At 61.1% G+C, this 14,654-nt stretch carries 6 protein-coding genes; all 6 read left to right on the plus strand.

The genetic code is table 11. The features are described from left to right. Positions 1-24 precede the first annotated feature (24 nt). The 6 genes from dnaA to SH664x_RS00030 all read left to right on the plus strand — a co-directional run bounded on the left by dnaA (position 25) and on the right by SH664x_RS00030 (position 14,477). A complete protein-coding gene (dnaA, locus tag SH664x_RS00005; protein ID WP_437203919.1) occupies positions 25-1,437 on the plus strand; it encodes a chromosomal replication initiator protein DnaA in 1,413 nt (470 codons plus the stop codon). Between the two features lie 137 nt (positions 1,438-1,574). After that, positions 1,575-2,327 (plus strand): 2-C-methyl-D-erythritol 4-phosphate cytidylyltransferase, encoded by a 753-nt coding sequence (ispD, locus tag SH664x_RS00010; protein WP_437203920.1) that lies wholly within the window; start codon positions 1,575-1,577, stop codon positions 2,325-2,327. Between the two features lie 83 nt (positions 2,328-2,410). Then, positions 2,411-5,665: a transcription-repair coupling factor gene (mfd, locus tag SH664x_RS00015; protein WP_437203921.1), complete on the plus strand. Its 3,255-nt coding sequence runs from the start codon at positions 2,411-2,413 to the stop codon at positions 5,663-5,665. Positions 5,666-5,788: 123 nt separating this feature from the next. Then, positions 5,789-6,946: a peptidylprolyl isomerase gene (locus SH664x_RS00020; RefSeq protein ID WP_437203922.1), complete on the plus strand. Its 1,158-nt coding sequence runs from the start codon at positions 5,789-5,791 to the stop codon at positions 6,944-6,946. A gap of 315 nt (positions 6,947-7,261) precedes the next feature. Then, on the plus strand, positions 7,262-11,938 hold the full coding sequence (locus SH664x_RS00025; RefSeq protein WP_437203925.1) for a type II secretion system protein GspD: 4,677 nt from the start codon (positions 7,262-7,264) through the stop codon (positions 11,936-11,938). 226 nt (positions 11,939-12,164) lie between these two features. Then, complete coding sequence (locus tag SH664x_RS00030) at positions 12,165-14,477, plus strand: hypothetical protein (RefSeq protein ID WP_437203928.1); 2,313 nt, start codon at positions 12,165-12,167, stop codon at positions 14,475-14,477. Positions 14,478-14,654 lie beyond the last annotated feature (177 nt).

Genomic DNA, 14,654 nt, shown 5'->3' on the forward strand with positions numbered 1-14,654 from the left:
TTGGTCTGCCAGAAGGGTTGCAAGATGCTACCCGCAAAATCATCTTTCGCCCCCCCGGGCGTCCTGGATGAGATTCGGAATGCGCTCCAAGCGAAACTGGGCTCACGGCGGTATCTGCACTGGTTCGGCACATCGACCCGCCTGGAACAGGTGGGGGCGGAACTCGTGGTGCATGTCGCCAGTCCTTACCTCCACAAATGGATTCAGCGGCAGTTCCAGACGGAACTGTCACAGATCGCGGCACGTTTCATCGGTCCTGATGCGGGCATTCGCTACGAAATCGGTGGCGAAGTTCTGCTGACACCTGTTCCGACAACGGTGGCCGACGATGTCGCCCCGCAACCGAGCGTCGTGCGCCGCACAACCGAGACTCCGCGCGGCCGCACGCCTCACACCCGCGGCAAACGGACCTATTCCTTACACGACTTCGTGATGGGCGAAGCCAACGCGCTGGCGGTTGCTGCCGCTCAGCGGGTGACCGCCGAACCGGGCTGCGTAACCCCTCTTTATCTGCACGGCACGGTCGGTAACGGCAAGACCCATCTGCTGGAAGCGATCCGGTCCCGGCTCCGCAAAGAGCATCCTCAGCTGCAGGTGCTGCTGCTGACCGCCGAACAGTTCGGCAATTACTTCTCGCAAGCGCTGGACGCCCGTTCGCTCCCCAGCTTTCGCGCCAAGTTTCGTAACGTTGATGTGCTGCTCATCGATGACATTGACTTCTTCGATGGCAAGCGGGGCTTTCAGGAAGAGTTCCTGCATACAGTCAAACAGTTCGAAGGGGGAGGACGCCAGCTGGTCGTCACGTCGAGCCGCCATCCCCGACTGCTCGCCAAAACATCGGAAGAACTGGTCACACGTTTTCTGTCGGGGGTTGTCTGCCGACTCGAAGCTCCCGATGAAATGATGCGGGGCGAGATCGTTCGTCGTCATGCCACACGGCAGCGTGCCAAGTTCTCGGAAGACTCTCTCGATCATGTGGCAGCCCGGTTCACCAGCAATGTGCGCGAGCTCGAAGGTGCGATCAACCTGCTCGCCACCTGGGGACAGATGTCGAAGCAGAAGGTCACCGTCGGAATCGCCCGCAAGCTGCTGGGCCGTCTCGAACGGGATTGCGTGCGGATTGTTCGACTCGCCGATGTCGAACAGGCTGTCTGTGAATTCTTTGGGGTCCAGGCCGAAGCGCTCCGGTCCAACTCGCGGAAGCAATCGGTGTCGCATCCCCGGATGGTGGCGATGTATCTCTCGCGTCGACTGACGCAGACCGCGTACAGCGAAATTGGCGAATACTTCGGCGGCCGCAATCACAGCACCGTGATGTCGGCGGAAAGAAAGATCACCGGGCAGCTCGGATCAGAGACGATGGTTACTGTCGCTTCCGAATCCTGGCGGCTCAAGGATATTCTGGAGACACTGCAGGACCGCATTAAGGCGGGTTAATCCGCTCGGCGGGGCAACCCTGTTGAGCCGTCCCCGTCACCTCGCCAGAAGACTCTTGAATTCCCGGACGGCAACGACGAACGATCCCACCCTCCGCACGTTCCACCACAACTCTCGGGGCCTCCGGAAGCGAAGACGTGACAACAAAGCCGAAATTTGCCGTGATTCTGGCTGCCGCGGGAAAGAGTACCCGCTTTGGAGAGAGCCAGCGCAAGAAGCCGTTCCTGGATCTGAAAGGCCGGCCGGTCTGGGTTCGTGCCCTGGAGCCGTTTCAGGCACTGGAACAAGTTGTCCAGTCGATTGTGATTGTCGCTCAGGAGGATGAAGACTGGTTCCGGGAGAAGTTCCGCCCGAATCTCGCCTTCCTGAACGTCGATGTCGTGACAGGGGGTCGTGAACGGAGTGATTCCGTTCAGAACGCACTCGCACATGTCCGCGCCGACATCGACTACGTGGCGGTCCACGATGCCGCCCGTCCGCTGCTGACACGCAAATGGGTCGAAGAGATCTTCACTGCTGCCGTCCAATCGGGAGCAGCCATCCCTGCCGTGCCGATTGCCAACACAATCAAGCGTGTTGCCAATGGGACCATCCTGGAGACAGTCCCTCGCGAGCAGCTCTGGGGGGCGCAGACTCCGCAAGTCTTCGACCGCCAGCTGCTGCTGGAGGCATACGCCAAACGGGGCGATTTCCCCGCCACCGATGAAGCCCAACTGGTGGAACGGATCGGGCACTCCGTCTCCGTGGTCGATGGTTCCGCACTCAATCTCAAAATCACCACGCGCGAAGATTTCCGCATTGCCGAGGCGCTGCTGGGAGTTCTGCCGCAGGAAAAAGGGATCAGCGCCCTGCACCCCTTCGCCGCCGACAATCCCCACCTCTTCGAATAGCGGTTCGCCGGGCAATCGGCATGCCCAGAATCCTCCGGCCAATTCTGGACCATCGCGATTTCCGCTGATACAGTCGCGGTTCCATGCTGGAATCGCCTGCTTCAGTCCGGTCACTCCCGGACCTGATCGGCATCATCCGTGGCGTCGATTCGTTTCAGACCGTACTGACCGCTTTACGACGCGGCCAGAGCGGGACCATTGACGGCGCGTGGGGCTCTTCGTGCGCGCTTGCGGCGGCGGCTGTCGCCAGTGAAGCCCCTTCCACCGTCCTCATCATTGTGCCGCGAATTCAGGAGCTGGATGACTTTGCAGCCGATCTGGCGTCGCTGCTGCCGCAATCTCCGCTCGTCTTCCCCGCCTGGGAGACTCTTCCCAAAGAACGGTCCGTGGCCGATGCTGTCTTCGGAGCGAGATTGCGTGTTCTGCAGGCGCTGGAATCTTCGCATCCCCCCAAAGTGGTGATTGCCCCCTTTCCCGCGCTGATGCAGCCGGTCCCGTCGCAAGCGGACCGCTCTACCGGCACCCGTCGACTGAAAGTCGGAGAAACCCTCGATTCCGAAGAGCTGCTCGGCTGGCTGGTCGAACGGGGCTTTGAACGGGTTCCCGCGATCGAGCGACCGGGTGAGTTTGCCGTCCACGGTGGGATCATCGACATCTTTCCGCCGGCCGCGATCGATCCGGTCCGCATGGAACTATTCGGCGACGAGATCGACTCGCTGCGGCTGTTCGATGTCGAAACGCAGCGAAAGGTCGAAGACAGGACCGAAGTCCGGATTGTGGCCGTCTCCCCCGGCCCGACCCCGGAGAAGAAGTCCCCCGACAACGCAAGCTTCTTCGATTCCCTGCCGGAGCAGACGTGGGTCATTCTCTCCGAACTTTCAGAAGTGATCGATGAAGGTAAGAAGTTCCTGCAGCGGCTGGAGAATCCGCGCGGGCTCTACAGCGTCGAATCGACGATGGCCCGCTGCACCGCGCTGCCGACAGTCAGCGTGGCCGCGCTGACGGAAGCGAGCTTCGAGACGACCGCGCATCTGCAGGTCGAATCGATTGAACGGTTCACGGGCCCCAAAAGCGAAGTGCTGCTCGAGTTATCGGGAATCCTGTTGAAGGAGGAACGGGTCCTCATCGCCTGCCACAACGAGGGGGAGCGGGAACGACTCGCCGAGCTGGTGCAGGAGTTTGGCCCGGAACTCTCCGAACGGGTGCAACTCTGCCTGGGGACGGTGACTCACGGCTATCGGCTCGTCTTCTCAAAGCTGGTCGTGCTCAGTGACAACGAACTCTTCAACCGGGCGAATGTGCGTCAGCTCGCCCGCCCGAAGAAAAGCCGGACCACCAGTCGCGCGATCGACAGCTTCCTCGAATTGAATGAAGGCGATCTGGTCGTGCATCTCACGCACGGGATCGGCCGCTATCTGGGGATGGAGCTGTTCAACCGGGAAGGGAACCAGGAAGAGCATCTGGTGCTGGAGTTCCGGGATGGAGTCCGCATCTATGTTCCGGTCACGCTGATTCATCTGGTTCAGAAATATGTGGGGGCCTCGAAAACCGCTCCGCGACTTTCCAAAGTGGGGAGCGCCAGTTGGGTTCGCAACAAGAAGAAAGTGTCCGAAGCGGTTTCGGACATGGCGGCTGACATGTTGCGGTTGCAGGCCAAACGGGAGATGCAGGTCGGTCTGGCGTGCCCCCCCGACAGCAAATGGCAGCAGGAGTTCGACCGCTCGTTCCCGTTTGTGGAAACCGAAGATCAGCTTCGGGCCATTGAAGATTCCCGACACGATCTGATGCAGCCTCGCCCGATGGATCGACTGATCTGCGGAGATGTCGGGTTCGGGAAAACCGAAGTGGCGATGCGTGCTGCGTTCAAGGTGGTCGACGCCGCCCGACAGGTGGCGGTGCTGGTGCCGACGACTGTGCTGGCAGCGCAGCATTTCCGGTCGTTCTCCCAGCGGATGGCCGAGTTTCCGATACAGATCGCCGCACTTTCCCGTTTTCAGAGCAAGTCTGAACAGCGCAAGATTATTGAGAAGCTCGAATCCGGGGGGATCGATATCGTCATCGGAACCCATCGACTTGTGTCGGCCGATATCCGTTTTCGCAATCTCGGCCTATTGATCGTGGATGAAGAGCAGCGGTTCGGCGTGCAGGCCAAGGAGATGCTGAAACAACTGCGGCTGAATGTCGACGTGCTGACCCTCAGTGCCACACCGATTCCCCGCACCTTGCATCTGTCGCTGCTGGGAATCCGGGATATCTCGAACCTGACGACCCCGCCGATGGACCGGCTGCCGATCGAAACCCGCATCGTCCGCTGGGATGCCGATCTCATTCGCTCCGCCGTGATGCGGGAATTCAATCGGGGAGGACAGGTCTACTTTGTGCACAATCGGGTGTATGACATTCAGTCGGTGGCAGACCGTCTCCAACAGATCGTGCCGGAGGCGCGGATCGTGATCGCCCACGGACAGATGTCGCCCGAAGAGCTGGAAGAAGGAATGGTCCAGTTCGTGAATGGCAAGGCGGACATTCTGGTCGCGACCACCATCATTGAAAGTGGTCTCGACATTCCCAGCGCGAATACGATGTTCATCAATCAGGCGGAGATTTACGGTCTTGCCGATCTGCATCAGCTGCGCGGGCGGGTGGGTCGCGACAAGTATCGCGCCTATTGCTATCTGATGGTCGGCGAAGGGAAATCACTCAGTGGGACAGCCGCCCGTCGACTGAAGGCGATCGAAGAGTTCAGCGAGCTGGGGGCGGGATTCAAGATCTCGATGCGCGATCTGGAAATCCGCGGCGCGGGGAACATTCTGGGAACCGAGCAGAGTGGACACATTTCGACCGTCGGTTACGAACTCTACTGTCAGTTGCTGGAGAACGCCGTCCGCCAGCTGAAGTCGCTGCCCGCGAAGGAAAATCCGCACGTCAACATCGACCTGCCCGTGACCGCTTACTTGCCGGGCAGTTACATTCCACCGGGGCGGCAGAAGATTGATGTCTACCGCAAGCTGTCGGCGGTGGCGACGCTCTCGGAACTGGAAGAAGTGGTGAACGAAATCCGGGACCGGTTTGGTCCGCTGCCGGAAGAGGCGGTCCGGTTCATCTCTCTCAAGGAGCTGGAGCTGCTGGCCTACCGCTGGCGGATCGACAACATCCGGCTCGAGGAAGACCGGTTCGCGGTGCTGAGCTATCAGGATGTTCAGCAGATTCACGATCTGGCGGGTCGCTATGGCAAAGACCTGCGGATCGTCGACAAGCGGAACGCGTACCTGGTTCTGCCGGTCAAGGTGAAGAAAGGCCCGGAGCTGGTGGACTTTATTAAGTCCGTCTTGCGTTAAAACGCCCGGCAGCACTATAAGGCGCGCCTCTCTCCCTCCGGCCCCGTGAACCAGACGGTCTCCCCCCACCCCGGGAGGCGTCTTATCAAACCTGCGCGCACATCGAAAACAGAATGCGATGCCATGTCCCGTAACATGTTATGGCTGGCGGTTCTGGCGGGTTTCGGTTGCTCCGGAAAAAGCTATCAGGTAGCCAACCCGGTTGTCGGTCCCGCTCCGCCACGCTATGCGCTGGCAGATGTCGCTGCCGGCCAGTCCGAATCGCCCGAGGAAGAGACCGTTTCCACCGTCAGCTTCGAAGAAAAGGTCCCTCTCGAAGGGACCGCTGTCGTCGCGCGACTCAACGGCAAGCCATTGATTCTTAACGAAGTTCTCGAGCACTCTCCGCAATATGCACAGCTGCAGCGGGCTCGTGAAAAGATTTCCCCGGCGGAATACCGTCAGGTGCAGGAGACCCTGATCCAGCGCGAGCTGCCGCAATATATCGAGCAGGCGCTGATGGTCGATGCCGTCAAATCCAAGCTGAAGAAAGAGCAGCTGGAGGCAATCGAGAAGCAGATTGACAAATATTTCGATCTCCACGTGCAGGAGATGGAAAAGAAGGTCAATGTCGGTTCCACGGCAGAACTCGAAGCCATGCTGCAACAGCAGGGGATGACCCTGGAATCGATGCGGCAGATGTTCGGGAACCGCACGCTGGCGGAACAGTACGTCAAATCGAAAATCGGCGAAGACTCGACGGTCACCCGCGCGGAACTGCTGGAGATCTACGAAAGCAAGAAACAGAAGGCCTACGCACAGCCGACCCGGGTGAAATGGCAACAGCTGCAGATCATGGTTGGCCCCGGCAGCAGCAAGGAAGCGGCCCAGGAGAAAATGGCCGCTGCCCAGGCCCGTCTGAAAGCGGGTGCCAGCTTCACGGAAGTGGTCAAGACCTGTTCGGAAGGCCCCTTCGCACAGGGTGGGGGAGAATGGGACTGGACCCAGCCCGAAAGCATCGCCCACCCGGAACTGCGCAAGGCTCTGGAAACATTGCGGGCCGGTGAAACCAGCGGCGTGATTTCCTCGCCGAACTCCCTGCAGATTGTCAAGATCCTGGACCGTCAGGAAGCGGGTTACAAGCCTTTCGGTGACGTTCAGGAAGAGATCCGTCAGGAGATCATTCAGGAACGACGCGTCGCCAAAGCCAAAGAGGTCATTGACGAGCTGATGGCCAAAGCGGAGATCGAAATTCTTTTCGAAACTCCCGGCACCCCACCCCAGAAAACTCCTCTCCGCTAGCCGGTCGCATCGGCAACACTCGCCGATGTCCAGCCAGCAAACCCGCCGAAAACAGAAACTTCGACTGAATTTCCGCTTCCCGTCTTGACCCTTGAAAACGGGCTGCGTTATTCACCCTCGCGATCACCCCTTCGGCCCGGTTCCGGGCCACATCACGTCTCAAACCTTTCCGAATCGTCCGCGAACCGCCGGTCCCCCCCGACGGACTTCCCGGTCGCCTTCCCATCCTAAAACATTTCTAGCGGCAACAGAGTCATGGCGCGACAAAGAAAAAGACACATTGACACTGCTCAGGGCCTCAAGGAGGGACCGACGTTGTTCAGAACCATCGGACTGCTCGTGTGTGGCGGTCTGCTGTCAACGAGCGTCTGGCTCGTTACGCAGACCCAGGCACAGGACCCCGCATCTGCGGATGCAAATCCCTTTGAGAAATACCGCCAGCCGGCCGCTCCGGCTGCGGCCCCGGCGACTGCCGCAGGCAATGATGTTGCCCGACGTCGCGTGCAGGACCAGCTGCGTGAAGCCAAGCTGCAGTTGCTCTCGGGCAACAAGGCGGAAGCCGAACGGCTGACCCTGCGGGCAGCCCAGATGGCTCAGGAAAGCAATGTCGCTTTCTCCGCCACCGAACTCTCACCGCAGCGGATGCTCGCCGAGATTCGTGGGCTGGCTCCCGCTCCCAGTACTCCGGCGACGCCCGCGGCTCCCATGCCGTCCAACGTCACCCTCGCCAGTGGTGCCGCTGCTCCGGGAGCATTCCCGACAGCCACACCGGCTGCAGGGGGAACGATGGCCGAGCGTAAAGCCGCTGTGCAGAGCCTGCTGAAGTCCGCCCAGCAGGACATCGCTGCCCAGCAGTTTGACAGCGCCCGCTCGAAAATCGAAACCGCACAGAAAGCCGATCTGGCTTACGATCTGTTCGAACTCCGTCCGGAAGACGTTGCTGCCGAACTGGCACGCAAGCTGCCGGCCAACCCGAACGGACCTTCCGACGCGCTGGCCTCGATGGCAACCAAGTCAGTCACTCCGGCTCCGGCTGCACCGGCCGCTGCTCCGAAAGCCGCCGCTTCAACCGCAGACCTGAAGGCTCAGGCTGTCGAAACCATGACGCTCGCCCGCAAGGCACTCGCCGCGGGGAACGTGACCGAAGCCCAGCAGCTCGCACTCGAAGCCCAGCGCGTCGATGTGGCCTGGGGCCTGTTCGAAGAACGTCCCGAGCACCTGCTCGCCGAAGTCGAACGTCAGACCAAGACCCAGATTTTCGCCGGTGCCCCCAAGACCTCTCCCGCTGTCGCCAGCAACAACGACGCTGCTAAAGCCCGCGCTGCTGCTCTGGCTCTGGTGAAGGAAGCCCGTTCGCTGATGGCTGCCGGTCAGATGGAAGCCGCCCAGGGAAAAGTGGCTCAGGCCATGTCGATGGACGTCACCTACGATCTGATGGACGATCGCCCGGAACTGGTGCTGCAGGAAATGCGGGCCATGCAGGGATCGGCCAACAACATCGCTGCGACCCCGGCCCGTCCGGCCAACAACAATCAGATCGAACAGAAGCGGATCGCTCTCGACCTGCTGCGTGATGCCCGTCAGGCTATGCGTCAGGGTGACCTGACTGCCGCCGAACAGCGCCTGCAGCAGGCGGAAGGGATCGATGTCGCGTACAGCCTGTTCGACGACACTCCCGAAGTGGCTCGTGAAGATCTGAACCGTCTGGTTGCCGCCCGGAGCAATGCACCGGCCGGAAACGTCGCTGTCGCTGCGGCTGCACCGACAACCTCACGCGAAGACATGAAGCGGGAAGCCCTGCAGCTGCTGCAGGCTGCCCGTCAGGAACTGGAAGCGGGACGCGTGGATGCCGCTCGCTCCAAGGCAGACCTCGCCGCCACCTATGATGTGACCTACGACCTGTTCGAAGACAGCCCCGAGCGTCTGCTGACCGAGATCGAGCGTTCCAGCCGCGGCCGCAACATGTCGGCTGAACAGCCGGAGACCACCGGTCCGCTCTTCGCCAGCAACAACGAATTCGCCACTCAGGAGCCTCAGACCGCAGAAGCACCGCGGACCGCACCCGCTGGCCGTGACCGCCTGGTCGTGACCTCCGGAACCGGCTCCGCACTGGACCTGTACAATCAGGGATTGCAGCTGCTGAGCGAAGGAAACCGCAGTGCCGCTTACGATGCGTTCCTGCAGGCTCACTATTCCGGCGAGAAGCTGGATGAGACCCGCCAGGCTCAGCTGCAGAACAAGCTGCGTGAACTGGCTCCACGTCGCCGTGGGATGATTCAGCAGGCCAGCGGTGAGGCTCCGGCGCTCGATAACAGCCCGCTGAACTCCGTGGCCCGCGACGAAGCCCTGAAGTTCGACAAACTCAAGACCGACTGCCTCAACACGATCTTCCGTGCTGAAAAGATTCGCGACAAGCAGCCCGAACAGGCTGTGCAGCTGCTGAATGACATGCTCGTGAAAATCGAGGCGTCCAACCTCAGCAGCGAGCAGACCTCGACCCTCACCGCCTCGGTGAAGAGCGCTCGTGCTTCTGTCGAATCGTACATGAAGCAGCAGGCTCCGGTCCTGGCGATGGAACGTCAGAACGCCGAAACCAAAGATCTGATTGAACGCGAAATCATCAACCGCTCCCGCGTGGAGCAGGAAGTGGCCGTTCTCGTTGAGAAGTTCAATGACCTGATGGACCAGAAACGCTTTGCGGAGGCTCACGCTGTGGCTCTGCAGGCGACTGCCCTGGCCCCGGAGATTCCGGCTGTCGTCGCCATGGAAATCAAATCCAAGATTGCGATGCGGGACGAGCGGAACAAGAAGCTGATCGCCAACAAGGAAGACAGCTTCTGGTCTCAGCTGCAGGATGTGGAAGAATCTGTGGTGAACCCGATCGCGGACGGCCGCCCGATGGCCTATGCCTCGAACTGGGAACAGCTGAAGAAGATGCGTCAGCCTTTGCCCGCCGATGCCGGCGAGCACTCACAGGAAGAAATGCGGGTCCGCCGCAGCCTGTCCAACCCGGTCTCGCTGCACTTTGACAATGCTCCGCTGTCGCAGGTGATGCAGTTCATCGCCACGCAGCAGGGGATCAACGTGGTGCTGGATGAGCAGGGTCTGATGGAAGTCGGAGCCACCGCCAGCTCCCCCGTGAGCGTCAGTGTCGACGGCATTCAGATGAAGAACGCCCTGAAGCTGCTCCTGAGCCCGATGGAACTCGATTATCTCGTTGAGAACGAAGTTCTGAAGGTGACCAGCAAGCTGCGCCAGCAGGGAGAAACGATTCCCAAGGTCTACCCGGTGGCCGACCTGGTGGTGCCGGTGGCCATTCGCGCTCCGGCCGTCAACGCCCTGCCCGGCTCCGGCTTCGGCCCGGGTGGTGGAATGCAGAGCTTCCCGGCAGCCTTCAATAATGGCCTGCCGAACAGCAACGGCTTCGCCCAGGTGCCCGCGAATCCGGGTGGAGGCCTGAATCCGACCGCTCCCGGGATGCCGATTGTCGGCGGTCCGCTCAACAACGGTGCGACGAACTTCCAGTTCACCGCCCTGACGGAACTGATCACCAACACCGTCTCCCCGGAAAGCTGGCTGGAAACCCAGGGAACCGGTTCGATCAGCCAGCATGAAAGCACCTTGAGTCTGGTGATTCGTCAGACCCAGCGGGTGCATCAGGAAATCGCCGACCTGCTCGAACAGCTGCGTCGTCTGCAGGACCTGCAGGTCACCATTGAAGTCCGGTTCATCACCGTCAGCGATCAGTTCTTCGAACAGATCGGGATCGACTTCGACTTCAACGTCAACGACAGCATCGGCGGTCCGAAGATTGAAAGCGATGGTTCCCCCATGCGTCCGTTCGGGTCAGTCGACCCGACCTTTGGACAGCTGGGCGGAGGACAAGGGGGTTCAAGTGGAACCAGCGGCACCGGCGGTGGAACCGCAGGGACCGGTGGAGGAACCGGCGGCACGAGTGGAACCAGCGGCACCAGCGGTGGTGCATTGACCGCACTGGCACCATTCAGCCCGGGCCCGCCATTGAATATCCAGGGTCGTGACAGCTGGCCGTCCAACACCGTGGTCGGACTGGTGAACAACACCCAGACCTTCAGCCCGGACCTCGACATTCCGTTCCGACAGGGATCGTTCGACATCGCGACTCCGACCTTCGGGGGATTCGATGCGAACGCAGGGATTCAGTTCGGGATGGCGATCCTCAGCGACATCGAAGCCTTCATGTTTGTGCGGGCGGCACAGGGTGACAAACGGTCAAACGTGATGTTTGCTCCCAAGCTGACACTGTTCAACGGCCAGACCGGAACCGTGACCAGCGGACTGCAGCGGCCCTTCGTGACCTCGCTGACCCCCGTGGCCAGTGCCTTCAACATCGGCTTCCAGCCACAGATTCAGACCTTCCTCGACGGGACAACCTTGACCGTCCGGGCGGTGGTCTCCGCAGACCGACGATACGTCCGACTCAGCGTGCTGCCGTTCTTCTCCAACATTACTGACGTCTTCACCTTCTCCTTCCAGGGAACCACTGGTGGAGTCGGCGGCGGCGGAATCGGTGGAGGCGGCGGGATTGGTGGCGGCGGCGGCGGTGGTGGCATCGGTGGTGGCATCGGCGGAGGCGGCGGCGGCATCGGTGGTGGTGTCGGCGGTGGCTCCGGCGGAACTGGTGGCAGCGGCGGCATCGGCGGTGGAGCCCAGGGCCAGAACGGTGGTGGCTCGGCCGGAACCGTGACCGTCCAGCAGCCGGTGCAGGATATCGTGACTGTCGATACCGTGGTCAGCGTGCCCGATGGTGGAACCGTGCTCCTCGGCGGTGTGAAAACCCTCCGCGAAGGACGCAACATGGCGGGTGTGCCGATCCTCAACAAGATTCCCTACATCAGCCGTCTCTTCAAGAACACCGGCGTTGGACGGGAAACCTCGAGCCTGATGCTGATGGTCACCCCACGCATCATCATCCAGGAAGAAGAGGAAGACCTGCTCGGTATTCCGAACTAAGTTCAGATCATCAGTGACTGCTCTCTCGGGAGCTTCACGTCTCAGGTGGAAAGTCGCCATGCCGGTCCAGCATGGCGACTTTCTTTTTTTATCCCTTTCCGGTCGCCGCCACAGCGTATGACACAGGAACCGGCAGGAGTGGGGCATCATTCACGGTTGCCATCCCATCTCCCGCTGCCGACAATTCAGAAGTTCCTTGTAGCACCGGGGCTCGTCGATCCCGGGAATGGCAGATGGTCTGATCCGGGGTACCATGCGGCTGATTTTCGAACCTGTCTGGAATTGGCCGGTGATCCTCGCTGCCGGACTGGCGATGATCCTGCTGGTGGTCTGGACCTATCCGCCCCGCGTGCGCGAGCTGTCGAAGCCCTGGCGGTGGAGCCTGCTGGGGCTGCGGCTCGCACTGGTGGCCCTTCTGATCGCGGCGATGCTGCGACCCGCATTGCAAAAGCAGCAGACTGACCGCAAGGATGCCGAACTGGTCTTTCTGCTCGACAAAAGCCGCAGCATGGGAACCACCGACGGACCGGGCGGTCGCAGTCGACGCGAGAGCCTGCTGAAGCTGCTGGCCGATCAGCGCGAACCGCTCGAGGCGATCCAGAAGGAAATCTCGGTTCGCATGATCGATTTTGATCGCGAACTCCATCCGGTGGCGGCACCGGAAAATGTCTCAGACGGCAACCTCACCGCTGTAGGCAAAGTGCTGGATGAACTCCGCGAGCAGTCACAGGGGGACCGCCAGATTGCGGTTGTCATGTTCAGTGACTTCGCCCAGCGCGCCGGCGGGGAGGAGGATGTCGATCCGCTGGCCGCTGCCCGACGGTTTGCCGAACAGAAATCCATTCCGGTTCACGGCGTGCTGTTCGGGACCTCCGAACTTTCCAGCAGCGGGCTGGACCTGGCTGTGGAGGATCTCACCCTTGATCAGCCGGTGACGTTCGAACGCAAGACGGTCCCGGTCCGTTTTCAGGTGCGGCTGCTGGGCGCGGCCGGTCGCAAAGTGATGGTCCGGCTGCTGCTGGAAGACCGGACCGGGAAGGCGCTCGGCGAATCGGGCCCGTTCAAGGAGATCCCCCTGTCGGGTGATGCGCGGCCGATGCGGGAATTGCGCACATCCGAGAACGCAGCACTGATCCCCGTGGAGCTGTCGTTCATGGCGGAGCAGGCTGGCGAATACAAAATCGCCGCGGAAGTTGTCCCGGCGGATGGGGAAGTGAAGCTGAGCAACAATCGGCTGGAAACACTCGTCACCGTCCGCAAAGGGGGGATGCGTGTCGCCTATTTTGATATCCCCCGGCAGGAACAGAAGTACATTCGTCGACTGAACGAAACCGCAAAAATCCAGCTCGACACGCAGATCGTGCTGCCATCCAACCGGCAGACGATCATCACCCCCAAGCAATTCACCAAGGGGGCCTATGATGTCTACATCATCGGCGATCTCCCTGCCGACGCCTTTCAGCAGCAGGGGCAGAACCTGCTGGTCGAACTGGCGGCACGTGTTCGGGAAGGAGCGGGACTGGCCATGCTCGGAGGCCAGACCAACTATGGAGCAGGTGGCTATGCCGCCACACCGCTCGCCGACCTGCTGCCGGTCAGTCTGTCGATCTCCGAAAAGCTGAACCCCGGAGAAATGTCGACGAAGAATCAGCTGCTGAAATCCCTGCAGATGCTGCCGACGCGCGATGGTGAACGCCATTATCTGATGCGGCTCGCGGGAACGTCGACCGAGAACGAACAGATCTGGAGCAGACTTCCGCCGATGCGAGGGGCGAACAAGCTGAATCCCCGCTCGGGCGCGATCGACATTCTCGCGCATTCGGCGGCGGATGATCCGCTGCTCTTCGCCACGGACACCGGACGGGGTCGCGTGCTGGCGCTGGCGGTCGACGAGACGTGGCGCTGGCACACACACGGCTTTCAGACTGAGCACCAGCGATTCTGGCAGCAGCTGATGCTCTGGCTGGCGCGCAAGGAATTCGATTCCGACCAGCCGATCTGGGTCCGGGTGGAACCTCGCAACTTTCTGCCGCAATCCCGGATTCCGATCGAGTTCGGAGCCCGCGATTCTCAGGGAACTCCGGTTGTCGATGCCGACTATCAGGTGGAAGTGCTTCTTCCCACGGGGGGCGAACCGGTCAAGCTGCTGCCGCAGCGACTGGGCGAAAACGGGCTGGCCGAGTTTTCACAAACGCTGGCACCGGGCGATTACTGGGTCCGCGTCGCTGCCACCAAAGGGGGAAAGTCCCTGGGGCACAGCGTGCTGACCCGATTCGTCGTGGATGAACGCGATCTGGAAATGGACAATCCTGCGGCCGATCCGGGGCTGATGTCGGAAATCGCCGCCATGACCGGAGGAACGGTCCTGTCCCCGGAAGACTTCGGCGGATTCCTGAAGGCGCTGCTGGAACAGGGGTTGCCCAGTGACCTCAATCGCTTCGAGCGAATTCGCCTGTGGGACGGCTGGCCGCTGCTGCTGCTGTTTGTGACCCTGATTTCCGCCGAGTGGACGATCAGGAAGCTGAAAGGGCTGGTCTGATCACTCTTTTTTCCCCTGTGGGAAGCCCGGGATCCCCGCCACCCCATGTGGCGACAGACGACATCCGGAACGCTAGAATTTCCACGGAGCGGCAACGTTCCGGCTGCTGCGGAGTTGTTCCCTGCGGAGTCCTCGCAACAGGGTTGCTGACAGCAATCATGACGCTGCGTGGCTGAC

The sequence above is a fragment of the Planctomicrobium aquicomposti genome, assembly GCF_051466325.1.
Taxonomy (GTDB): domain Bacteria; phylum Planctomycetota; class Planctomycetia; order Planctomycetales; family Planctomycetaceae; genus Planctomicrobium.